The 23,257-nt window shown below is 39.7% G+C and carries 23 protein-coding genes; 9 read left to right on the plus strand and 14 right to left on the minus strand.

Features of this window, described 5'->3' with window-relative positions:
* The first annotated feature begins 263 nt into the window (after positions 1 to 263).
* The gene (locus PX482_RS19670) at positions 264 to 2,390 is read left to right on the plus strand and encodes a CHAT domain-containing protein (protein ID WP_353852221.1); all 2,127 of its coding nucleotides are present in this window, start codon (positions 264 to 266) and stop codon (positions 2,388 to 2,390) included.
* Between the two features lie 93 nt (positions 2,391 to 2,483).
* Here the strand turns inward: PX482_RS19670 and PX482_RS19675 are convergent, their stop codons facing one another.
* Positions 2,484 to 2,885 (minus strand): hypothetical protein, encoded by a 402-nt coding sequence (locus PX482_RS19675; RefSeq protein ID WP_288096257.1) that lies wholly within the window; start codon positions 2,883 to 2,885, stop codon positions 2,484 to 2,486.
* A gap of 318 nt (positions 2,886 to 3,203) precedes the next feature.
* Here PX482_RS19675 and PX482_RS19680 point away from each other — a divergent pair, with 318 nt between their 5' ends.
* Entirely contained in the window at positions 3,204 to 4,133 is a 930-nt protein-coding gene (locus PX482_RS19680) for a DUF1350 family protein (RefSeq protein WP_002798729.1), read from the plus strand.
* Here the strand turns inward: PX482_RS19680 and PX482_RS19685 are convergent.
* The 6 genes from PX482_RS19685 to bchL all read right to left on the minus strand — a co-directional run bounded on the left by PX482_RS19685 (position 4,130) and on the right by bchL (position 10,445).
* On the minus strand, positions 4,130 to 4,933 hold the full coding sequence (locus PX482_RS19685) for a nucleoside phosphorylase (RefSeq protein WP_288059206.1): 804 nt from the start codon (positions 4,931 to 4,933) through the stop codon (positions 4,130 to 4,132). The two genes, PX482_RS19680 and PX482_RS19685, sit on opposite strands and share 4 nt — an antisense overlap.
* Before the next feature lie 111 nt (positions 4,934 to 5,044).
* Positions 5,045 to 5,689, minus strand: coding sequence for an RloB family protein (locus PX482_RS19690; RefSeq protein WP_288096261.1), 645 nt, complete (start codon positions 5,687 to 5,689; stop codon positions 5,045 to 5,047).
* 1 nt (position 5,690) lies between these two features.
* Positions 5,691 to 6,986, minus strand: a complete 1,296-nt coding sequence (locus tag PX482_RS19695; RefSeq protein ID WP_502888567.1) for an AAA family ATPase — start codon at positions 6,984 to 6,986, stop codon at positions 5,691 to 5,693.
* Positions 6,987 to 7,155: 169 nt separating this feature from the next.
* Positions 7,156 to 8,556, minus strand: coding sequence for a ferredoxin:protochlorophyllide reductase (ATP-dependent) subunit N (locus PX482_RS19700; RefSeq protein WP_002740797.1), 1,401 nt, complete (start codon positions 8,554 to 8,556; stop codon positions 7,156 to 7,158).
* A 16-nt stretch (positions 8,557 to 8,572) separates the two neighbouring features.
* Entirely contained in the window at positions 8,573 to 9,337 is a 765-nt protein-coding gene (locus PX482_RS19705; RefSeq protein WP_353852431.1) for a DUF5331 domain-containing protein, read from the minus strand.
* A gap of 238 nt (positions 9,338 to 9,575) precedes the next feature.
* Complete coding sequence (bchL, locus tag PX482_RS19710; RefSeq protein ID WP_002773281.1) at positions 9,576 to 10,445, minus strand: ferredoxin:protochlorophyllide reductase (ATP-dependent) iron-sulfur ATP-binding protein; 870 nt, start codon at positions 10,443 to 10,445, stop codon at positions 9,576 to 9,578.
* A 460-nt stretch (positions 10,446 to 10,905) separates the two neighbouring features.
* On the opposite strand from bchL, the gene PX482_RS19715 reads away from it, so the two are divergent.
* From PX482_RS19715 to PX482_RS19725, 3 genes are all read left to right on the plus strand, one after another.
* A complete protein-coding gene (locus PX482_RS19715) occupies positions 10,906 to 11,739 on the plus strand; it encodes a hypothetical protein (protein ID WP_002759151.1) in 834 nt (277 codons plus the stop codon).
* Positions 11,740 to 11,755: 16 nt separating this feature from the next.
* Positions 11,756 to 11,941 (plus strand): hypothetical protein, encoded by a 186-nt coding sequence (locus PX482_RS19720; RefSeq protein WP_002759150.1) that lies wholly within the window; start codon positions 11,756 to 11,758, stop codon positions 11,939 to 11,941.
* A 164-nt stretch (positions 11,942 to 12,105) separates the two neighbouring features.
* Positions 12,106 to 12,261: a hypothetical protein gene (locus PX482_RS19725; RefSeq protein WP_288027912.1), complete on the plus strand. Its 156-nt coding sequence runs from the start codon at positions 12,106 to 12,108 to the stop codon at positions 12,259 to 12,261.
* Positions 12,262 to 12,357: 96 nt separating this feature from the next.
* On the opposite strand, the gene PX482_RS19730 is transcribed toward PX482_RS19725, so the two are convergent.
* Both PX482_RS19730 and PX482_RS19735 read right to left on the minus strand, forming a co-directional pair.
* Positions 12,358 to 13,566: a 4-hydroxy-3-methylbut-2-enyl diphosphate reductase gene (locus tag PX482_RS19730; protein WP_002759149.1), complete on the minus strand. Its 1,209-nt coding sequence runs from the start codon at positions 13,564 to 13,566 to the stop codon at positions 12,358 to 12,360.
* Between the two features lie 94 nt (positions 13,567 to 13,660).
* Complete coding sequence (locus PX482_RS19735; RefSeq protein WP_002759148.1) at positions 13,661 to 14,134, minus strand: CRR6 family NdhI maturation factor; 474 nt, start codon at positions 14,132 to 14,134, stop codon at positions 13,661 to 13,663.
* Positions 14,135 to 15,248: 1,114 nt separating this feature from the next.
* On the opposite strand from PX482_RS19735, the gene PX482_RS19740 reads away from it, so the two are divergent.
* The 3 genes from PX482_RS19740 to PX482_RS19750 all read left to right on the plus strand — a co-directional run bounded on the left by PX482_RS19740 (position 15,249) and on the right by PX482_RS19750 (position 17,068).
* A complete protein-coding gene (locus PX482_RS19740) occupies positions 15,249 to 15,371 on the plus strand; it encodes a hypothetical protein (protein WP_283160069.1) in 123 nt (40 codons plus the stop codon).
* 187 nt (positions 15,372 to 15,558) lie between these two features.
* Complete coding sequence (locus PX482_RS19745) at positions 15,559 to 16,428, plus strand: bile acid:sodium symporter family protein (RefSeq protein WP_002759145.1); 870 nt, start codon at positions 15,559 to 15,561, stop codon at positions 16,426 to 16,428.
* 43 nt (positions 16,429 to 16,471) lie between these two features.
* Positions 16,472 to 17,068 (plus strand): hypothetical protein, encoded by a 597-nt coding sequence (locus PX482_RS19750; protein WP_288096451.1) that lies wholly within the window; start codon positions 16,472 to 16,474, stop codon positions 17,066 to 17,068.
* Positions 17,069 to 17,091: 23 nt separating this feature from the next.
* Here PX482_RS19750 and recA read toward each other — a convergent pair whose 3' ends face one another.
* From recA to PX482_RS19765, 3 genes are all read right to left on the minus strand, one after another.
* Positions 17,092 to 18,159 carry a recombinase RecA gene (gene recA / locus PX482_RS19755; RefSeq protein WP_288122902.1) on the minus strand — a complete coding sequence of 356 codons (1,068 nt, stop codon included), beginning with the start codon at positions 18,157 to 18,159 and terminating at the stop codon, positions 17,092 to 17,094.
* 127 nt (positions 18,160 to 18,286) lie between these two features.
* On the minus strand, positions 18,287 to 19,240 hold the full coding sequence (locus tag PX482_RS19760; protein ID WP_288027918.1) for an aldo/keto reductase: 954 nt from the start codon (positions 19,238 to 19,240) through the stop codon (positions 18,287 to 18,289).
* A gap of 685 nt (positions 19,241 to 19,925) precedes the next feature.
* Positions 19,926 to 20,099 carry a hypothetical protein gene (locus PX482_RS19765; RefSeq protein ID WP_196219823.1) on the minus strand — a complete coding sequence of 58 codons (174 nt, stop codon included), beginning with the start codon at positions 20,097 to 20,099 and terminating at the stop codon, positions 19,926 to 19,928.
* Between the two features lie 163 nt (positions 20,100 to 20,262).
* Between PX482_RS19765 and PX482_RS19770 the strand changes: the two genes are divergently transcribed.
* The gene (locus PX482_RS19770) at positions 20,263 to 21,615 is read left to right on the plus strand and encodes a pentapeptide repeat-containing protein (protein ID WP_288122904.1); all 1,353 of its coding nucleotides are present in this window, start codon (positions 20,263 to 20,265) and stop codon (positions 21,613 to 21,615) included.
* Positions 21,616 to 22,100: 485 nt separating this feature from the next.
* On the opposite strand, the gene PX482_RS19775 is transcribed toward PX482_RS19770, so the two are convergent.
* Both PX482_RS19775 and PX482_RS19780 read right to left on the minus strand, forming a co-directional pair.
* Positions 22,101 to 22,436: a XisI protein gene (locus tag PX482_RS19775; RefSeq protein WP_002748301.1), complete on the minus strand. Its 336-nt coding sequence runs from the start codon at positions 22,434 to 22,436 to the stop codon at positions 22,101 to 22,103.
* On the minus strand, positions 22,424 to 22,840 hold the full coding sequence (locus PX482_RS19780; protein ID WP_002751648.1) for a XisH family protein: 417 nt from the start codon (positions 22,838 to 22,840) through the stop codon (positions 22,424 to 22,426). Before PX482_RS19780 ends, PX482_RS19775 begins: the two co-directional genes overlap by 13 nt.
* Positions 22,841 to 23,257: the final 417 nt, after the last annotated feature.

Here is a 23,257-nt window from a genome sequence, read left to right on the forward strand (position 1 = left end):
CTAATCAATCTCATTGTATTTTCCTGCTGCTTCGTTTTTTTATGTATTATACTTCTTAATTTTTTATTTGGGTAATTAATTTTGCATGACTACTTACCTGTGATAGCTTTCATTATGAATGGGCAGGAACACAAAATAATCTGGGGAATGCTTATAATAAGCGCATCAGAGGGGAAAGGGCAGAAAATTTAGAGTTAGCTATTGTTGCTTATAACCTGTCATTAGAAGTATATACCCGTGATAGCTTTCCTTCTGAATGGGCAATGACACAAAATAATCTGGGCAATGCTTATAGTAATCGTATCAGAGGGGAAAGGGTAGAAAATTTAGAGTTAGCTATTGTTGCTTATAACCTGTCATTAGAAGTATATACCCGTGATAGCTTTCCTTATGAATGGGCAACGACACAAAATAATTTGGGGACTGCTTATAGTGATCGCATCAGAGGGGAAAGGGCAGATAATCTAGAGATGGCGATCGCAGCTTATAACCTGTCTTTAGAAGTAAGAACCCCGACTGCTTTCCCCATAGATTGCTTACAAACAGGACGAAACTTAGGAGATACTGCTAACCTGATCGAAGACTTGGAAACCGCCATCAAAGGCTACAACTTAGCCATCGAAGCAGTAGAAAATATCCGACTCGAAGCCTTAAACCCCCAACGACAACAGGAAATTCTCTCCGAGGCAATGGATGTTTATCATGGCATTGTTCAATCCTATCTCAACCTCAATCAAAAAGATCGCGCCTTAGAATACGTTGAACGCAGCAAAACCCGCTATCTAGTCCAATTGCTTACCGATCGAGATATCTATCCTAAAGGTAATATCCCCCCAACTATTATTACCGAATTAGATCGCCTCCGTCGTGCCATTATTGGGGAAGAACAACAGTTAGCCATCCAAGAACAAACCCGCAATCGGGGAGGAATTTTAACCCTAGATCAACAAAGACAACCCATCTTAAATGACTATACTCACCTCAATCATTTAAAACAAGAATTAAATCAATTTATTGACCGTGAAATAACTCCCATAGACCACACTTTTAGCTTAACTCAAAAGGTTGAAAGCATTCCTCTAAGTGACATTCAATCCTTAATTGATCAAGATACTGCCATCTTAGAATGGTATATTTCAGGGGATAGTATTATGGCGTTTATTGTTATCCCCCCTAACCCCCCTTCAAAAGGTTTGATCCCCCCTAACCCCCCTTCAAAAGGTTTGATCCCCCCTAACCCCCCTTCAAAAGGGGGGAATAGTGAGGTGAAAGGGGTTAAAGTTTGGCAATCTTCAGCAGAAGATCGAGGAAAATTGATTGATTTTATTAAAGATTATCGTGACGCTTATGAAAATAATAAAACCGAGTGGATTAAAAATCTTAATTCTTGTTTAAATCAACTGTCAGAAATTCTCCACATTGATGAACTTTTAGAACTGATTCCTGAATCCTGCGATCGCCTAATCCTGATTCCCCATTGGTTTTTACATATTATTCCCCTTCATTGTTTACCCCTAAAAAATGGACAATTTCTCTATCAACGCTTTTCTAATGGTGTAGGATACGTTCCCAGTTGCCAACTCTTAAAACTGGTAAAATTATCACAGCGTGACAACTTTGATCGTCTTTTTGCCATTAAAAACCCCACCAGAAAAGACCTAAAACCTCTCTTAGGTGCAAATCTAGAAATCGAGAGAATTAGTCAAGGATTTGCTACTGAAAAAACTATTATTATTGGGGAATTAGAAGCATCAGAACAAACCCTAGAAAACCGTCGTCAAGAGTTACAAGCATCTCATTGTCTTCACTTTTCCTGTCATGGTAAATTTAATAATGAATCCCCTAGAGACTCAGCTTTAATGTTAGCAGATCCAGACGGTAACTTAAGAGAATCAGCTAACCTTACTCTAGCAGAAGTCTTTGAAAAATTTGACTTAAGAGAATGCCGTTTAGTCACCTTTTCTGCTTGTGAAAGTGGTATAATAGAAAGTAAAGCTGATAGTATTAGCGATGAATATGTGGGTTTACCCAGTGGTTTTCTATTTGCAGGAAGTTCTAGTGTCGTTAGCACCCTTTGGACAGTAGATCCCCTAGCAACCACGTTATTTATGGCTAAATTTTATCACGATCTTAAACGGATTTCTATCCAAGATCAAGGGAGTATTGCTATTGTTTTAAATCATACTCAAACTTGGTTAAGAACATTGAATAGTCAAAAATTAGCCCAAACAAAAAATAGTCAAGAATTCCAGCAATTACTCGATCAAGTCTTTGAGAGTAAACGGGATAGAAGAAAATTCCAAGACTTATTAGAAGCTGCGGTTAAACGTGAACCCTATCCCTTTGCCAATCCCTATTATTGGACGGCATTTATCGCAACAGGGATTTAACTCAGATCTTGCAGCATTATCCAAAAGTCCAAAAAAACCGATTTTTTCTGCCTCTAAAAATCGGGTTTTTAATATCAGGGGTAAGATCTGAGTTTAAGAATCAGGATAATTTTGACAAAATTTATCCAGTCCTTGATCCTGAATATAAACAGCAACTATAGCAGATAAAATTCCCGCGACTTGCGGAGGACACATCAAATATCCTACAATAATACCTGTTAAAGTAGGGATAAGTGCGGGTAAATATTTTTCTCGCAACTTCGGTTGACAAATAGAATCACGACATTTATTAAGAACAATAACAAACCAACGAAAATCAGCATTATCTTCTACCCCTTCAATCCCGTTACGAGTGGCAATAGACTCAGCATCATCTGCTAAATCTCCCTCCCATTCCTCAATAACATCAAGTGCAATTAAAGCGTTCTCATTGTCCGCAAATTCAATACGGTACTGAGCAATTTTTTCCGGTGTTAACTGCGTTGCGTCTGACATAATACCATCCTTAAAGCTAAAACCAATTTTTTCCCATTATCTCACCTTATAATCGTCTCGTCGCTAAAGTTTTTGACTTTACCGATGGCAAGTTAATCCGGTCAAGATTAGCTTAGAAGACTAAGAAGAAGCGAATTTTTGGGGTGAGAATTTACTTTTGTCAAAAATTATTACATATTCGCAACAAAATAAACTTTTTTGAGCAAATTAATGTACCCTAATTAGACAAGGCGATCAATTATTTTGGCCGCCGAGATTTTTAATCATTATAAGATTGTTTCCCTAATCGCCAAATTAACAATTACATACCGAAAAACAATGACAGCAGAATTTAAGTTTATTCCCCTGCAATTTCACTGGGTTGCTATCAATCCTAAACCGATTGGGGTTGTCTATTTTATCGGTGGTGCTTTCTTCGGCACTTTTCCCAATCTGTTCTATCGTTATCTGCTCAAACAAGTCTTTAAACGAGGCTATACCCTTATTGCTATTCCCTATCGTTTTACTTTTCGTCATTGGAATGTTTCCCTAGAAATGGTCAAAGATTTGATTGGATTGAGAAAGGCTATTTATGAAGAAGCTAAGTTTTTGGGCTATGAAGATAACCTTGAGTTGTATTTAGAAGATCCCACTGCTGGTAATCCTAATTATTTTTGGATGGGCCATAGTTTAGGGTGTAAATATATCTCCCTTTTAGAGGTTTTAAGTGATGTGGAAAACACAGAACTAGAACAGGTTTTGAGTGGTTGTGTCGGCAAAAATCAAGCCGAAGATATCCAAAAATCGCTGAATAATACCGATATTCATGCCGTATCTCTGAAAAATCAACCCTCGCTTTTACTGGCTCCTGTAATTGCTGGCATAGATAGCGCAATTCCCATAGCTGCCCTAGCTAAATTAGTGCAAAGTTTGGGTTTAGACGTACAGCCAAACGTGCAGGAAACCCGTTGTTTAATTAGCAATAGTAACCTATTTCGACTCTTGGAAATTATCGCCTTTGCTAAGGATATACAGGCTAAAGATACAGTAGCTTGGTTCATTAAAGAACTAAGTCAACAACTCTTAAAACCAGTAGTTCCCTTAGCCAATCGCACCCATCTAGCACCCCTTGGCTGGCGCAATGGCGACCAAGAATTAGCCGATAATGTGATTAAATCAATTCAGGAATTACGCGCTAAACTTATCTCCTGTTATCCCCAAAGTCAGGAAAAAGAGGAAGTCTTAATGAAGATGATTTCTGAACATTAATCAATTGAGGATAGGGAGAGGTTGCTAACGGTCAATATTGCCACCTGAATCGCTTTTTCAATGGCCTGTTGTTTGCTTTCTAAACTAATCCCTTCCTCTTTACTTCTTGCGGCAATCACAGCACAAATACAAGCGGCAGTAAATCCATAAACCCCCGCCATTTTAAATAAAGTTCCCGCTTCCATTTCATAATTGAGAATATTTAAACGTCGATATTCTTCCGTGATTCCCTCTAAATGGCGCTGAAGATAAGGGTTAGCAGACGACAGGATTCTTTCCTGTCCTTCATAAAAACTATCCACAGAAGCGGTAATACCTACATGATAATTTACTCCCAAAAATTGAGCCGATTTGACTAGAGCAACTGTTAAAAAAGGATCCGCCACTGCTGGATATTCCGGAGGAGCAATATCATTAGCTGCACCTTGCCTACATAAAGCTGCTTGCGAGATAATAATATCACCAATTTTTATTCTATTTTGAATTGCGCCACAAGTACCAATACGAATAATAGTTTTAATTCCCACCTGTATTAATTCATTAACCACAATACTCAAAGATGGCGCACCCATGCCACTGGTAGCCAGAAGAATTGGGGTAGAATTATCTAGATAGCCAAGATAACTATTTAATCCGCGATAATCCGATAGTAAACGTGCATTTTGTAAATAAGTTTCAGCAATATAGCGCGAGCGTTCTGGTTCCCCCGATAATAGGGTGATAGTCGGTTTTGCCGTGCCTAAATCCTCACTGCTAAAGTTGAGATGATAGGGTTTTTGGTGAGATAAGTTATTGGACATTTAAATCAAATTAAGAGCAGTTACTTTGGTTAAATAGGCTTGTAGTTATTATAACAACTTTAGGTTTCAATTAAAATTAAATATTTAATTATTGACAAAAGAGAATCAAGCTTAAGGACGACTATTGATGTTAAGTTCTTGCACTAATTCCTGTACTGTGGTTGAGGGATTGGCATCAAAAGGATGTTTTTTTGCTTCATCTCTATCTTGAATAAGTTTTGCTGCATTAGTTATTGCTGTTCTCTGGTATGGCTTTAATTTTTCGTACATATCCTCCCGATTTTTTTCATATTTTTCTTGCTCGTTTAATAATCCATACTTTTGCATCTGTTTAGTTAAAATTGTTAGGTATTCACTTCGGGATGTGGCAATATCCAGATATTGAAAGTGTAAAATAAACCAAATTTCAAAAGCTTCATTAGAATAGGCAATCTTGACATTATTTTCTTTAGCCAGTCTTTCTGCTTGATTAAATTGCTCTTTAGAACAGTTATCTTTATCAAAAACACACCAGATTTGATCGAATGAGTCATCTTGTTTTAGATTATCTATAATCTTAATAGCTTTTTCTACTAAACTCAAGCTATTTTTACCTTCACCTTTCACCCTAACTTCAATTTTATTAGGAACAGTAAAAGCCTTAAAATAGTTAACTTCAGTTTTTTCTCCCTCGCAAACAATTAAAAATTTTTTTCTTGTTTCTCTAGCCTTAGTTTGGCGACGCAAATAATCAGAAGTATTTCTATTTTTACCCATACTAATTACCAATAATTGTACTTAAATCACCAATAAAAGGTATTGCTCCATAACGACCTTGAATATAATCTTTTTCAAAGGTATTATTATTAATATCAGCGAATTCCACCAAAGAATATAAATCTGTTGCTCCTTGATGATTTTTTTCGGTAAACCAAATTTGATCCCTCCTTAAAAATTTATGACTAAGTAAATTAATATCGTGAGTAGTAAAAATAAGTTGAGCATTTTTGGGATTAGTTTTCTGAGAATTAAATAATTCGATTATACTTCTAGTCATTAAAGGATGAAGTCTGGCATCCAATTCATCAATTACTAAAACTTCCCCTCTTTGCAAAGTGTCTAAAATCGGTGCTGACAGAGCCAAAATCTTTTTAGTTCCATCAGATTCATGTTTGTCCATATCAAAAATTTCTAACTCAATCATTTTACCTGTTGAGTCATACTTTGGATGATAGGTTCTTATGGTGGTTTTTATGGTAGCGGACTTTATTTCACCGCTAGAGTGACTGATGATATTTCTGACAACATCCGGTAAATCTTGCAGGAGACTGTCTGAGGAAATTTTTCTGCTTTCTATTTCTAGATTGTCAATACTTAAATCTAATTTTTTAATTAACTTAGTCACATCATCAATCAAGTCTTGTCTATTAGAAAGATTCTCAAGCGTAATCGCTTTTAATAATTCCATATCTAAATAAGACACAACACCTAAGTGACTAAACCAAGAGACAATTTCCACCGCTAGAGAATTATTAAATTGAGCCGCTAGTGATAAAAACAGAGTATTTTTTTTGGTCAATCCTCTTAGTATATTACCTTGTTCAATATTTTTGCTATATTCTATTTTATCGCCTTGCCGATTAAAAATTTTAGTTTCACGACTTCTGGGTGTACAAAATAACCATTCGGAAACTACTCGCTTTTGAGTTACTTCAAATCCATATCTATAAGTTTTATTTTTTAGCTGAAAAACTATTTCAAAAAAGGATGGTTTATCAACAGTTTCGGTATTTAATCTAAAGGGTTCCACATCTATTTTGTCAGTGATTTGTAATTTAGCAGAATTCATGACAAACCATCGCACAAAATTGAATGCCAGAATTAAATTACTCTTACCACTGGCATTTGCTCCATAAATAGCGGCACTTTTAAGTAAACTAAATTGTTGATTAACCTTAAAAACATTATTTTTATCAAGCTCATCATTACCACAGGCATCCTCCGCAGCTACCATGCTGAGAGTGACTACATCTTTAAAAGAGCGATAATTGCCGACACTAAATCCGATGAGCATTGCATATTAACCCTAAAAGTCTCTAAGGAATAAAGGAGACGATACTTTTATTTTATGCACTTGTTGAGCATTTGAACAAGAATTATCCTCAGAATCGGCAAACAATCACAGAAAAAAGGTAAGGAATTGATTTTCCTTACCTGATGATTGTAGCCTTTTGAAAACAAATTTACACTTTTGCTGACTCTTTAACTAACTTATCCCAACCCAATTCCTTGAGGTTATTGTTGCGACGCAGGGGACGAGTAGCTAATTCTAAAATATCTCGCGCATTGGTAAAACCATGAATTTGAGCAAAAGTAAATTCTACTGACCATTTAGTGTTAATTCCCCGCGCTTCTAAGGGATTTGCATGGGCCATTCCTGTAATCACTAAATCAGGTTTTAACTCGTAAATGCGCTGAATCTGATTGTAGTTATCAGGTTTTTCGATGATTTTCGGGATGGGAACACCCATATCATTACAGGTTTTTTCTAGTAATGCTAATTCGGCCGCTTGGTAGCGTTTATCCATGTAGGGAATACCGATTTCATCACAAGTCATCCCGCAACGAATTAGGAAACGTGCCAGAGAAATTTCTAGTAAATTATCCCCCATAAAGAAGACCGATTTACCGCGCACAAGTTGCAGATAATCCTCTAAACTTTCCCAAATTTTTGCCTCTCTTTCCTCTAATCCCTGGGGTTGTACTCCCAAAACCGAACAGATTTTTTCTATCCAAGCGCGGGTTCCATCCGGACCGATGGGAAAGGGTGCGCCAATTAATTTACACTTACGACGACGCATTAAAGTGGTGGCAGTTCGTGATAGAAAAGGATTGACACCAGCGACATAATAACCTTCTTCAATTACCGGTAATTCAGTAAAACGTTTGGCAGGCAACCAACCATCAATTTTAACTCCTTGTTTTTTCAATTCTAGGGTTAAATTGGTCACAATCGGGTCGGGAACAGAACCAAATAAAACTAAAGGAGGATGGTCTTTATATTCCGATTCTTCCTGTTTAATTTCTTCTTTTTTACGTCCAAAAGTTAAGAGTTTCTGGATGGCATTCCGTTCTTCTTTTTCATCTTCGTGCTTAACTTTTTCGGGACATTTATGCACCATAGAAGCGAGGACGGTATCTTCCCCTTGGGTAAAGGCATAATCTAAACCATTAGCGCGCGCTGTCACGATAGGAATACCGATTTCTGACTCCAGTTTTGGTGCTAATCCTTCCAAGTCCATTTTGATGATTTCGGTGGTACAAGTACCGATAAAAACGATAACGCTAGGGTTTCTATCTCGTTTAATTTGTAAGCAGAGGCGTTTTAATTCTTCGTAGTCTTTTAGTTGAGCGGAAATATCCCCTTCTTCTAATTCAGCCATGGCATAACGTGGTTCGGCGAAAATCATGACACCCATGGCATTTTGCAGGAAGTAACCACAGGTTTTTGTGCCGATAACAAGGAAGAAACTATCTTCGATTTTTTGGTATAACCAAGCAACACAGCTAATTGGACAAAAGGTGTGATAGTTGCCGGTTTCACAATCAAATTGTAAAGCGCTCGGTTCTTGAGTGGCGGTCATTTTGTTTGGTTCTCCTTTAACTTGGTTTATTTAGGTTTTCTCGTTGTAACTCTTGGCGGATTTTTTGCAGTACAGGATCCTCATTAGGATATAAAGAATTACTTAATTCTCTTTCTTTCTTTTCTAGTTGTTTCTTCTCAGGATCAAAATTTAATCCTAAAACTTCTAGCAGTTTGTCGCCATCGGAACTAAGTTGACAAAAGGGATACATCCACACTGATAATTGAGATTCTAAAACGGTAATCGCACCTATAATGATGTCAGCACTAGGACGTTTACCACCGTCGGGAGTTTTTCGCCACGAATCTTTAGAATCCGTTAAAGACTTAATCCACGGTTGATTATTTTGGTAGTAATCTAACCATTTATCTGGTAAGATTTTTAGCAATTCCTCAAAAATAATTACTTTGTTTTTTTCGACTGATAATTGTTTTTCTCGGAATCCGTTGAGATATTCAGTGTGCGAATTAGAAATCAGTAATTCTTTTTCCGATTTTTCCAACTCCTTTTTTTCAGAATCAAAATTTAGTCCTAAGACTTCTACCAGTTTGTCCCCATCGGAACTAAGTTGACAAAAGGGATACATCCACACTGATAACTTAGGTTCTAAAGCTGTTGCTGCCGCTATAATTATGTCAGCACTAGGACGTTTACCACCGTCGGGAGTTTTTCGCCACGAACCTCTGGAATTCATTAAACACTTAATCCAAGCTTGATTATTTTGGTAGTAATCTAACCATCGCCGCGGTAAGCTGGCTTTTAATTCCTCAAAGTTGCTCATTTTGTCCCCTTGACTGAATAATAATGTTCTCTCTATTAGAATTCCCAATGAGAGGGAAAAATTATCATCATCGAGTCCTCGATAAAATTCGTGGGTAGGGTGGGTTAGGCGACGATAAGTTAGGCTATTAACTAATAAGTTAATTCTTCGCCGTAACCCACCCATAAAAAGAGTTTATTGGTGATTATTGGTGGTTATTGGTGGGTTACGCTGTCCCTAACCCACCCGACAAAATAATCTAAACCATCATCAGGTCTAATTCCGCCTCGGCGTTAACTTTCGGTTTATCGGCATTAAGATAGAAATCCGATAATAAAGTGAATAATTCCCGGTCGGCAGATTCTTTGGGAATAACTCCTTCTGGTTTGGCTAAAATCTGATCGGCAATGTTGAGATAATAGTCACAAACATAACTTAACATCGGATCCTTGTCGGCCATTTCAAAGAGAGTTTGACCTTTAACTCTGGAGACGCGAATATCTTCAATTAAGGGTAAAACTTCTAACACTGGCATGGGAACATGATCTACATATTTATTAATTAAATCGCGTTTTGAGGTGCGATTACCAATTAATCCGGCTAGTCGCAGGGGATGAGTGCGCGCTTTTTCGCGGACGGAAGCAGCGATGCGATTGGCGGCAAAAAGAGCATCAAAGCCGTTATCTGTGACAATTATGCAGTAATCGGCGTAATTTAAGGGTGCGGCAAATCCTCCACAAACCACATCCCCCAAAACATCGAACAAAATCACGTCAAATTCATCAAAAGCGTTCAATTCTTTTAATAATTTCACCGTTTCCCCGACGACGTAACCGCCACAACCGGCACCGGCCGGAGGCCCCCCCGCTTCCACGCATTTGACACCACCGTAACCGTCATAGATAACGTCTTCAGGCCAGATGTCTTCGTAGTGAAAATCTTTTTCTTGCAGGGTATCGATGATTGTGGGAATCAGAAAGCCTGTCAGGGTGAAGGTGCTATCATGCTTGGGGTCACAGCCTATTTGTAGGACTTTTTTGCCTCTTTTGGCTAAAGCAGCCGAAATATTACAGCTTGTTGTCGATTTACCGATGCCACCTTTTCCGTAGACTGCGAGTGTTAAAGGCATGGAAGTTCTCCTAAATGTGCGCTTGAATGGTGAGTTTGTTTATCAGTGCTTTGATCCCAATTATTGACCATCTCCCCACCCCTTGGAAAGAGGCTCAATTTTTATCTGCTATAGCTAGAGTGAGATTGAACGCTTAAAAATTATATAAATAATCTTTTAGAGCTTATAAAGTTTTTTAAAGTCATAAAAACTTATAAAAACAGCTTTGTTTATACATTTACTTTAAATACAAACAATAAACAAAAAACCACCAAAGCTTTACAAAAACTCGATAAACAGGGTTTTACCGTGGCAAACCAGAACAAAAAAGGTCAAGATAGAGGCAGTCTAGAGACCGATGTCAGATTTTCGTGAATAATCATTACAATTTTCCCCGTCAGCAGATTAAATAAATCGATCCTGAGAAGGATGCTGAAAAAAGCTGTAGTACAATTAGAACAAAGTACCTGTAGGGTTTCCCATGCGAGTTAAGCAAAAAACGCTGACTACACTCTTATTAGAGAATAAGGCTCCTCAATATCGTCCTTTTCTGGGGTTTTTTCTGGCTGGGTTTCCTTTGCTGTTTTTAGCATATTTGGTTTCTTTCCAGCGCGCTTATCTCAACTGCATGAGGTTAGGCACAAAAAGAATAGATTGTCAATATGTCCAAGAGTATAATTTTCCTGTTTCTAGTCGGGAAAATTTTTCTTTAACTCACATTAAAGCTACGGCTGTCTATCAAGAAGTTTTTATCAGTGTTGAGCAGAAAAAAACTGTTAATAACACGGTTTTATTGGTCGGGAGAAATAACTATCTCTACATCGAAAATTTTCGGGATGTGCAGTCAGCTAGTGATTTTAAAACTCGATTTGAGAGTTTTGTGAATAGATATCAAGCTCAGGAAATTATTGCCAAAAGTCCCCTAGATACCTTGTCAGCACTGCTAGAACACCACCATAATTATCCCTATTATCTCTGGGGTATGTTATGCTTATTGTCAGGTCTGTTATTACTTTATGATGTCAGCTATTGGGAGAGTTATGTCTTTAATCAGGGTACCGCTACCCTAACCCGTAGGCGACAACATTTAACTTTTAGAAGTGAAAGTGATTATCTTCTAGAGAGAATTGTTGAGGCAAAAGTAGAAGAGTACAAAGGCTTTTTGGGGTCTAATTACCGACGGATTATTTTAACCTTATCCAACGGGGAAAAAATTATCCTCAATTGCAGGTTATTGGAATCTATCAGTAACGGAAAAAGGGAAGAAAAAATTCTGGCAATGATTGCCGAAAAGTTAAACTTAACTCAAGAGTAAGTGTTAATCTAAGTAAATGCGCTCAAATTCTAGTTATTTAAAGTCTCTTTTTTTCGGTTTCCTATTAGTGACCGTGTTAGTTTATATATTGCGCGGCATGGGGATATTATCTTTTTTACCCGGAGGATTAATTTTGTTATTAATTCTCTCTTCCATGGTGACGGGAATTATCTACGGAATCGATAAAACCCGCCGTTTTTAGGAAAATATTGGCTCTTACGAGAAGAGCCGAACGGTTCTAACGTCAATGTCAAGATTGCGGTAGTTACAGCGTTTCTCAGATAGATGAGGTTCGTTCTTGCGTCTAAAACACTTGATTAGCAAGGATTACTGTATGCTTCACCTTTACGAGAAAGGTTGTAGGGTTTGCTGAATAAATCTGATACCAAATCCCTTTTTAATAGTGTGATTAACTCTCAAGTTATGAATTGTTTTTCCCCACACCCCACACCCCACACCCCACACCCCACACCCCACACCCCACACCCTGTCCCCATGAAAAACTTTTTCAGCAGACCCTAGTTAGTTTCTGAGCAATCCCACTGAGAAAAATATCAGCTGCATCTCCTATTTGTGCTATGAGATGCAGCTATTGCCAAAGGTTAACACCTAGGCTAATTAACCCGGGACTAAAGAAGATTTGAACGCAAAAATTTTCTCGATTACCTCTTCTACCACCTTATCAGGAGTGGAAGCGCCAGAAGTCACTCCGACGACAATTTTTCCCTCATTTAACCAGTTATCGGTGATAATTAAATCGTCCCCTAAAGGTTTATGTTCGATGCGATTACCGGGGAGAATGCGCTCGGCACTATCGATATGATAGGAGGGAATGGCACGCTCGATCGCTATTTCCTGTAGGTGAGTGGTATTAGAGGAATTATAACCGCCAATTACCACCATTAAAGAAAGCGGTTCTTTCACCAGTTCAAACATGGCATCTTGACGCTCTTGAGTGGCATCACAGATGGTATTAAAACTCATGAAATGATCTTTAAAATCGATCGGTCCGTACTTTCTCAACATAGTATGCTCGAAGAGTTTGCCAATTTCCTCCGTTTCACTTTTCAGCATCGTGGTTTGATTGGCAATACCGATATAATCTAGATCGCGATCGGGATCGAAACCCTGGGAATGGGCATTTTTAAACTTCTCTAAGAACTCATTTTTATCGCCACCGTGGAGAATATAATTAGCGACATAATTAGCTTGATCCAAATTTAAAACGATCAGATAAGTGCCAGCAAAAGAGCTAGTGGCGATCGTTTCTTCGTGATTATATTTGCCGTGAATAATCGAAGTGTGGTCGCTTTTTTTGTGTTTTTCTACGGAATTCCACACCTTAGAAACCCAGGGACAAGTGGTATCCACAATCATGCAACCCTTGTCGTTAAGTATTTGCATTTCCGAGACACTAGCCCCAAAAGCAGGTAAAATCACCACATCCCCCGATTCCACCACACTAAAGTCTTTTTGGCCATTTTCCACCGGAATAAAACTCACGGCCATGGAGCGCAGACGCTGATTAACCGAGGGATTGTGAATAATTTCGTTAGTAATCCAGAGACGTTCCTGGGGAAAATGTTGACGAGTTTCGTAGGCCATGGCGACAGCGCGTTCTACCCCCCAACAAAAACCAAAAGCTTGAGCGAGATAGATCGTCACGTCACCCCGTTCTAAACGATAATTATTTTCACGAATTTCTTGGATCAGGTCGCTTTGATACTCATTGGTCATTGCATCCATTACTTCCTCTTTGTGACCGAATCCCTTGCGGTTATAGTTATCCGATTGCTGTAGGGTGCGTTTAAAGGATTTTGTATCCATGATTCTCTGATAGGGGTATTGGTGGCGCTAAATTGGGCGAGACAGTAGCTTGCCATATATTAAAAATACCTTATCTAGTCAGCGCAGGAGGCTTTTAGAGACTAGAGAGAAATTCCTCGTCGATATCGTAACCAAACTGTTGAGCGAAAAATTTTAAGCGAGATAAAGCAGGAATTTGCTGACTTTTCAGCCAATCAGACAAAATAAAGAGTTTTTGCATCACAAAAATCTCTAAAGCTTCGGGGTTATATTGAATTCCTTCCCCGCGATGGAATTGATGGGGGACCAACATAGCAGCATAACGGGCGATTTCTCCCTGTTTTGGGTCAAGAATAAAGATTAACCAGGGATAAACCGCATCTAAACGCAGAAACCACAGCCTGACTTCTGGTATCTCTGATAATTCCCGCATATCACCCTCCGCACGAGGATAATCTATCTCTAATTGTAGAGCTTGTTCCAGTTCTGCGATCGCTGATCGGGACTGATAATCTTGAATAATAGTCTCTAAAGATAAGAGATCGAGATTTTGGATTTGATTGGGGTTAAGAGCGATTTTGACAGTCATAGGGGCAAATAAAAGGTTATATCGGGCGAAATTACTGTTTTTTATCCCTAGATCGACAATGATATATCTCAGAAAATACTCTCGATCGGGACAAAAAAACTAAGTTTGACTATTCTCTCACTCCGGAGCGAGAGAGGGAAACTGGACTAAAATCCTCATGATTGGATTTCTCCGACAATTTAACCTCCCTTGCACACCGGGTTTTTTAGATTGATAACTATTAGGGTGATATTGTCCTCGTTTGCTCATCAGTTCCCCATGGGTTCTTACTTCGCTAATTTTACCGTTTTCGAGAACAACAATGCGATCTGCCAGTGGACAAAGAGCTAACCGATGACTAATGACTATTGATAGATTTCCTATTCTCCACTGGCAGCAAGGGAGCCAGTCTTTCACTCAAAAATGAGCCGTGCTAAGGATAATTATTCTAGAGAATTTAACCCTTTTTATCTTAACTTAATTAGGGGTTTCTGAAAAAGTAGGGGCGAAGCATTCGGACAGGAAATCTACGGTTCAGCGATAGGTTATGCCCGAATGCTTCGCCCCGAAGATACAAGGTTTTGGACCACGATTCTCTCAAAATCTTGCACCTAATATTCCCCTAAACCCCTTACCTTGTCTATATTTAACATTTATTCAGCAAGCCCTAATTAAGTACAATCTATCGAGATTATCAAAGAGAGTGATATCGGGGAAATTAGCTACTTTATCAATTACTTTACCCCAGACAAATCCTCGAACTCGATCGCACAAAGAAGCAAAGAGTCAACTGGTAATCGTGCTGAGGGAATCGCTGAACAAGCTCAGGAAAATTAATCCCCTCACACTTGCGACTACCTTTAAAACAAACAAAGGTTGAGTCTTCTCTGAGGAATAATACACATTATTACATTCTCCCGCACTCGAACCAAGAATAAAGGTACAATAAAAATGTAGGGTTCTGGAGGGTTGCTATGTTTACACACAACTTAGAAGACAGAAAACTGTCCCTCGATCGAGAAGGGAAAACTCTGCAAAAATTCACCTATCGTTCACCAAAAATCTACCACCTCGATCGCCCTAGCAATTTATCAACAGAAAGGAATTCAAGGACTGCGGGATTTAGAAGGAAAATTTGCCCTCGTTATTTTTGATGGAAGTCCTGCGGCAACATTCCCTAGGCATTGCTGATGTCGAAAGTGGCAGTCGCATCGGCAGTTCCCTAGCTGTGATCCCATGGTTGCCACCAAGCAACTGAAGTATAACTAGGATATCATCCCGGAGCGGGAAGGGAAACTGGACTAAAATCGCCAAGGTTTGGATTTCTCCTACAATTTAATCTCCCCTGCACACCGGGGGTTTTTTAGTCAGCAAACCCTAACTAGGGACAAGAATAAATTAGTCAATTTATGGGAAAATAAGCTCGTCTTCTCCGCTTTTATCCCATGCAAGCCGACTTTTTTACTAATATCCTCTTACCCGTTGGCCTAGGCGTTTTAATGTTAGGCATGGGATTGGGATTAATTCTCGCCGATTTTCAGCGTATCACCCGTTATCCCAAAGCAGTCCTGATCGGTTTAGTCAATCAAATTATTATTCTACCGATCGTCGGCTTTATTATTGTTTCTCTTTTGCCTCTCCGGCCAGAAATTGCCGTCGGTTTAATGATTGTCGCCATTTGCCCCAGCGGCCCTTCCTCCAATGTTTTAACCTATTTAGCTAAGGGAGATGTGGCTCTTTCTGTTACTTTAACCGCTTTTAGCAGCATCATCACCATTTTCACAATACCTTTTTTAGCTAGTTTCATTCTCCAGCATTTTATGGGTGAAAGTGCCGCTATCTCCCTACCCATTGGTTCCACTATGGCGCAGATATTTTTGATTATAGTTTTACCCCTGGTTATGGGTATGACTATCCGCCATTACTTTCCTTTACTGGCGACAAGTCTGGAACCGATAACTAATCGTTTAGCCGTGATTTTTCTAGCGGTTATTATCTGCTTATTAATCCTGAGAGAATGGCAACGTTTACCTTTATTTATCGCTCAAACTGGCCTGGGAGTGATTATTTTAAACACGATTGCTTCCCTAATTGGCTTTTTCAGTGGTCTTTTATTTCAATTAACTATTCCCCAAAGAATTTGTATTGCAATTGAAGTGGGTATTCAAAGCGGCACTTTAGCTATTGGCATTACTGCCGGTTTATTAAAGAATCCCGATCTGGCCATTCCCGCAATGGTCTATAGTTTATGGATGTATGTCAGCGCTTTTGTCGCTGTTTATTATGGTCGCAAAAAAGCAGCTTTGGCAAAATAGCTAAATGGGGTGATAGGATCTAGCTAAAAACTGATAACTGATTATGTTAATTGGTAAATATTTAACCCTAGAAGAATTATCTACCTGTTCCCAAACCTATCAAAAGTACGCAGCACAAATCGATCCCTACCCAAAAAGTACCGCAACGATAACCGCTTGGCAAAATCTCGCTCACTTTATTATCGATCCAATTATTGATAATTTTGGTCGAGAAAGATTCCAATTAACCTACGGATTTTGTTCCAATGATCTGAGAAAATTTCTCCAAAAAAAAGACCCGATCACTGGCTTAAAAAACGGTAGAATCGATCCCAGTCGTGATCAACATTGCGCCCACGAAATTAATCAAAAAGGTCAATATTATTGTCAGCGATTGGGGGCAGCCTGTGATTTTCGGATTATCGATTTAACTAGCGATCGCCTGATAGATTGGATTTTAACCCAAAAATTACCCTTTGATTCTCTCTATTTTTACGGAATTAATCGCCCAATTCATATCAGCTACGGCCCCCAACATAAACGAGATCTATGGACTTTTACCACTAAAGGAACACCGACTAAAAAAGGTTTACAATCATGGTTAGAAGCCGCTAAATCTATCGATTCTGAAGCTAAAAAATCCCCCAAAATAGGGGGATAACCAAGACCTAAAACCCTCTTCTTTTAGATTTCTGGTTCCAGATCGTCCTCATCGTCCTCGTCGGCCGGTTCCGTGGGGAAAGGAACCGAACCCATGTCTAATTTATCCCGCAATAACTTCTCAATTTCTGCCGCTACTTCTGGCCTTTCTTCGAGATATTTAACGGCATTATCGCGACCCTGGGCAATATTTTCGCCATTATAGCTATACCATGCCCCTTTACGAGTAACCACGTTAGTTTGTTCGGCGATATCGAGCATACAACCCACCTGGGAAATGCCTTTACCGAAGATAATATCAAATTCAGCAATCCGGAAAGGAGGCGCGACTTTATTTTTAGCCACCTTAACTTTAGCCCGAATTCCGTATTCCCCTTCCGTGCCTTTTTTCAAAGTTTGAATGCGACGGATATCTAAACGTACCGAGGCATAAAATTTTAAGGCCGTTCCTCCGGTGGTCACTTCAGGATTGCCGTAGGTGACACCGATTTTTTGCCGCAGTTGGTTGAGGAAAATCACCACACAACCGGATTTACCAATATTACCAGCAATTTTTCGCAGGGCTTTACTCATCAAACGGGCCTGCAAACCCACCTGATTATCCCCCATTTCCCCCTCAATTTCCGCCCGCGGCACTAAAGCGGCCACCGAGTCGATGACAACGATATCCACGGCCGAAGAACGCACTAACTGGTCAACTATTTCTAAGGCAGCCTCCCCCGTGTCCGGTTGTGCCACCAGTAAATTATTGATATCTACCCCTAAATCTTCCGAATAGGTGGGATCTAAAGCGTGTTCCGCATCGACAAAGGCCGCCACTCCCCCAGCTTTTTGCACTTCTGCGATCGCATGGAGGGCTAAGGTGGTTTTTCCGGAACTTTCTGGCCCGTAAATTTCGACGATGCGGCCTTTCGGTAAACCGCCACCCAAAGCCATATCTAGGGTTAAAGCACCACTAGGCACTGTTTCCACCCGCATCCGGGTGGCGTCTCCTAAACGCATGATCGAACCTTTGCCAAAGTTGCGCTCGATTTGATTTAAGACTAAACCTAAGGCTTTATCTCGATCGGAATTATTTGTCATTGTCGCCATTAATTTTCTCCCCAGTTTTCTTAAGTAGTACAGCAGTATGCAAAGATTGTAGCCTGTTTTAATCTTGATCACCAAAAAGTTAGAGACTTTTTCCAGAATGGTGATCAAAAATCAAAAGTTTTGATTTTTACAGCCAAGGCCGGCTCATCTGTTCTAATTGCGTCACCTCTCGCGCTTCTAAACTCCATCCTAACGCCCCGGCATTTTCCCTCGCTTGGGCCGCGGTTTTTGCCCCCGGAATGGGAATCACATCCCCTTGGGCGATTAACCAATTGAGGGCGACTTGTGCGGGGGTTTTTTGGTATTTTACGCCCAATTCTTGCATTACCCTTAAAATTGGGGCTATTTTCTCCAAACCTTCTTTTTTGAACCGCGAGTCAACTTTTCTGGCTCCATCGGGCAAATTCTGGCTTTCTGGGCTATATTTACCGGTCAGTAGTCCTTGAGCGAGGGGGCTGTAGGCGAGGATGGTGACACCTAATTCCTTGGCCGTGGCTAAAATTGCCTTAGTTTCTATTTTGCGATACAAAAGCGAATACTGCACCTGATTGACCGCTAAGGGAACCTCTTTTTTCGCCAAAATCTGGCTTGCTTGACGCATTTGCTCGGCGGAATAATTACTTACACCCACTGCACCAATACGGCCGCTTTTTACTTCTTCCCCTAGGGCATTCATTAGGGTTTCTTGGCTAATTAGGAAGGTGAAGGGCCAATGCACTTGGTAAAGGGTAATTTTATCGGTTTCTAGACGGTTTAAGCTCTCGGTAATGGCATTATGAACCGCATTCGCCCCCAATCGCCACGGTACGGGGGCAAATTTGCTGGCAATATCGATGGGAATATCAGTCTCTTGCGTAAATTTTCCTAAGAGTCGTTCCGATTCCCCCAGTCCATAGACTTCGGCAGTGTCAAAAAAGGTGATTCCTGCCTCTACTGCCGCTTTAAAGGCCTCCTCTACCTGACTAGCTCCGTATTCCTTGCCATAGTTCCAGAATAGTTTATCTCCCCATGCCCAAGTCCCGATTCCCAAAGCACTGACGGCAATTCCTGTTTGTCCGAGATTAGCGGTTTGTCTAGTCATATTCCCTACAAAGAATGACAGCGTTTCCCATTAAAGTTGAAGTGTAACCTATATTTGGTCTGACTCACCACTAACCTCCTTTTTTGATTCCGGGAAATTCGCACCCATAATTAATGGGAAAGGACTTGACTTTGCCGGCGACTTGCGCTATGCTTTTCTTATAATGGGAGTCTGTGAAAAATTTTTTCAGACGCAAAGATTTCCATTATGAATAAAATATTTTAAAAATACTATCGCAAAATCTGCCGAGAAAAGCAAGCAAAATTTTGCCGATAATTGTTAAGTTTTGTATCTGGTTCCCCGGTTCTACCTGATAACTGTTCACCGAACACAGCAAAATCTCCCCAACACCTGGCCCCCACTAACCCCCTTTTTTGATTCCTGAAAATTCCCACCCATAATTAATGGGAAAGGACTTGACTTTGCCGGCGACTTGCGCTATGCTTTTCTTATAATGGGAATCTGTGAAAAATTTTTTCAGATGCAAAGATTTCCATTATGAATAAAATCCTTTAAAAATATTATCCCAAAATCTGCCGATAAAAGCAAGCAAAATTTTGGCGATAATTGTTAAGTTTTGTTAACAAAGAAATACAGAGATCAGCAAGGTCAAAAAATCGAAGTCTCTTGCTGATCTTGTTTGTCGCTTAACCTATGATTAGGTTAGGCGAATTTTGCGCTTTGACTAATTGTTAGTGCTAACTTCCGTGGTTTCAACAATTGCCGTCGGTTGGCAGGGAGTGGGTTGAAATTTCTCTGGAAAAGAGAAGCCTAAAAATGATGCGATCGCAATTATCGTGCCGGTAATTTTGGCAAGACTAACAACGTCTTCTCTGTACTTTAACCAATATTTATACATAATCATCAATCCTTTTACTTAGGAGGTGAACTATCTTTAGATTAAAAAAAATCTGATTATTTGTCGTTACTCAAAAGTCCTAAAAATGGTACTTTTTTTAGGTACTCTCAAGTAACCTGACAAGGTACTGAAAAGTAATCTTAAGTCCTGCAACCCTTAAAAAATGATGATGAATGAACTAAAAATGACTGAAATTAAACCCCTTTCATGGACTGAATTAGAAATGCTGGTTAATGATCTGAAAAAAGAGCATACAAACAAGGGATTAACAGACTTGGAGACAAAAATATTAAAAGGTATTTTTGATGATAAAACATATCGTGATCTAGCGAAAGAAATTAGGCAAGAAGAACAGTCAATCAAGAATGCGGCTTCTAGTTTATTTAAAATCTTGTCAGAGCAAACAGGTGAAAAGATTGAAAAGAGTAATCTGATTACTGCTTTGACAAGGTATAGAGATAATTCTCAGACATTTGATCATAACAATAAACCGCAAACTCAGCAATCAGATAAAGTTTTTGAATTAGTTATTGAGGTAGGGATAGACGACCTGACACCAGAGAAAATTGATAAGATTAACAACCTTATTCAAAAAATCGCCAGAGACAACACGATCAAGCCTATTATGAAACTTAAAGGCAGTATTCGGCTATTTTTAGAAGGTTCAGAAGATGGCTTAAAGCGCCTAGCAGATTTACATCAATCGGGGGAATTGCAAGCCCTTCTCAATGAACTTAAATCAGACGATATACCCGAAATTATCGTCAAAAAAGCAGAGTTCACTACAGATGCAAAAGTTATTAAAAAAGCCGAATTAATTAAGGCAATTCGAGAGGGAACAATCAATAAGAAAACTCTACGATTTGTTGATTTAAGTGGGGCTATCCTGATTGGGGCTGACCTGAGTGGGGCTGCCCTGATTGAGGCTGACCTGATTGGGGCTGCCCTGATTGAGGCTGACCTGATTGAGGCTGACCTGATTGAGGCTGACCTGAGTTGGGCTAACCTGAGTGAGGCTGACCTGAGTGATGCTAACCTGAGAGGGGCTAACCTGAGATGGGCTGACCTGATGGAGGCTAACCTGAGTGGGGCTAACCTGATTGAGGCTGACCTGAGTTGGGCTATCGTGAGTGAGGCTATCCTGAGTGAGGCTATCCTGAGTGGGGCTAAACTGAGTGGGGCTAACCTGAGAGAGGCTAACCTGAGTGGGGCTGACCTGAGAAAGGCTAACCTGAGTGGGGCTAACCTGTGGGGGGCTATCCTGATTGAGGCTAACCTGAGAGGGGTTAACCTGAGTGGGGCTAACCTGAGAGGGGTTAACCTGAGTGGGGTTAACCTGAGTGGGGCTATTCTGAGAGGGGCTAACCTGAGTGGGGCTAACCTGAGTGGGGCTGACATTGAAAACGCTATCTTTATCGATGCAACGGGGATCACCCCCGAACAAAAACAGGATTTGATTCGACGAGGGGCAATTTTTGGGGATAATTCTAACGATCGCAGTAAAGCATTAGTTTAAAACAGCCTTTGATCTCCACCTTCAGCAGAGATTTAGGTAGGGTTGGCTGAATAAATGTGAAATATAGACGAGATAAGGGGTTTGGCGGCCTGTTTAGCCAAGCAGCTGCAAGATTTTCAAGCTGGTGGCTCAAAAACCTTGTATCTTAATCGGCGATCGCCCTTACTTTTTCAGCCAACCCATAATTAATGGGAAAGGACTTGACTTTGCCGGCGATTTGCGCTATGCTTTTCTTATAATGGGAATCTGTGCAAAATTTTTTTAGACGCAAAGATTTCCATTATGAATAAAATCCTTTAAAAATATTATCCCAAAATCTGCCGATAAAAGCAAGCAAAATTTTGCTGATAATTGTTAAGTTTTGTTAACAAAAAAATACAGAAAGGTAAAAAAATCGAAATCTCTTGCTGATCTTGTTTGTCTGCTTGATTGTCGCCTAAGCTATGATTAGGTTAGGCGAATTTGGCGCTTTTCTCGGATTAAGATTAACCCACCGCAAACCCTGTATATTCTCTGACTAGGGGTTCATGGAAGGCTAAAACAATATCTTCTTTAGGAACGCCTAAATTAACCAATTCATTGGCAATTCCCACCTCAGTGCCATCATGTTGTATCCAGATTTTACCCTTTTTAATATCGAGATGCAAAACACAACCATGATATCTTCGTCTATTTTTCCAGCCAACATACATCAATTGATAGTGATCGCCAACAGTATCAAAAATCAATTGTTGTTCAATCGGATCTTTAGATGAACCTATCTGAGAATATTCAGTAATGACTTGCTTGACATAGTGACGATATTGTTCTAATTTTTCCATTCGACAATTACCTCCCCAATCGGATCATAAATAATCAGGTAAATTTGAAATCGTTTAACGACAGTTTGAATAAATCGCAATTCAAAAAAACTATAATAAATATCTAAGGGAACAGCTAAATATAACTGTCTTTTAGGTTCTTTTTCTTCTAAAGCAACACGATAATTAAAGAATTGTCCAATGGCAGTATGAAATTCTGAAATGCTGGATTTACCGATAAAACTTTTAATTTCAACGGCTATCTTTTCATTATCTTTTTCTGCGGCTATCAGTTGCTCTGCTCCTAAATCGACATACATTTCTACATCACCCACTTCAATCCTTAAAGGGTCATCCGTAATGATCCAACCCTCTTTTTCTAATCCTTTTCTCACTGCACCATGAAAACGATCTTTAGCAGACATGAATCTTGAGGTTAGCAGGCATAATAATTATTAATTATAACATTTAGTCATGACGAGCGACAGGGTGAGAGCATCTCAAACCCTATTGACAATTGGCCAATTTTGTGATCCGCGTGGGCATTTCAAGTAATAAGGGACTTGCGTGAGAATAATATCCCAATCGATCGGAGGGCGCAAGCTCTGCGCCCCTACAGTAACGGATTTTGTCCACAATGTAGGGGCGAACGCAGTTCGCCCAAAAGGTACATTATCAAAGCGCAAGTCCCTAAGCTAAGACGTATTTAAACCGCTTATTCTGAGATTAGCCCCCCCTTGCCTGATCTCAACCAGCAATTTGAATTAAGAACAGCTTAACTAGCTGACATCCATCGTGATAAAATCGGCCTTGTCTTTCTTCTGCCAGCGCAACGCCGAGCG

Origin of the sequence: Microcystis sp. M53602_WE12 (genome assembly GCF_030065455.1) — a bacterium.
GTDB classification, from domain to species: Bacteria; Cyanobacteriota; Cyanobacteriia; order Cyanobacteriales; family Microcystaceae; genus Microcystis; species Microcystis aeruginosa.